Below are 387 nucleotides of genomic sequence, written 5' to 3'. Positions count from 1 at the left end.
CGTTCAGCCCGCCCGACACCACCGACGGCGGCAGCCCGCGCACCGGACGGCCCCGCTGGTCGACGAGACCGGTCTGGCGGGCCAGGCCCTCGCCGTGCTTGGCGATGCGCACGAGGTAGCGCACCCCGCGACGGATGTTGCCGCCGGCCAGGACGCTGACGCCGCTGGTGTAGCCGTAGACCTCGCTGATGTCGCGCCGCAGTCGGCGGGCCACCGAGCCGGTGTCGAGCTCGGCCTCGATGACCACCCGCCCGCCCACGATGTGCAGCCCACCGGAGAAGCGCAGGAGCGCGGTCACCTCGGCCTTGCGCTCGGAGGTCTTCGTGCACTCCACGCGGGAGAGCTCGTCCTTGACCATCGCCGTCATCGCCATGCGCTGCCCCACTC

1 protein-coding gene is annotated in these 387 nt (G+C 72.9%); it reads right to left on the bottom strand.

Annotated elements, in window-relative coordinates; translation table 11 throughout:
• Positions 1-373 (bottom strand): DNA-binding protein WhiA (whiA, locus tag M3677_RS17770; RefSeq protein WP_251161242.1); only part of this gene is annotated, 373 nt, incomplete at its 3' end.
• Positions 374-387 lie beyond the last annotated feature (14 nt).

This window comes from Curtobacterium sp. P97 (genome assembly GCF_023712445.1).
Lineage (GTDB): Bacteria > Actinomycetota > Actinomycetes > Actinomycetales > Microbacteriaceae > Curtobacterium.
Note: the sequence above shows the minus strand (reverse complement) of the source record. Positions and strands in the feature narration are given on the sequence as shown.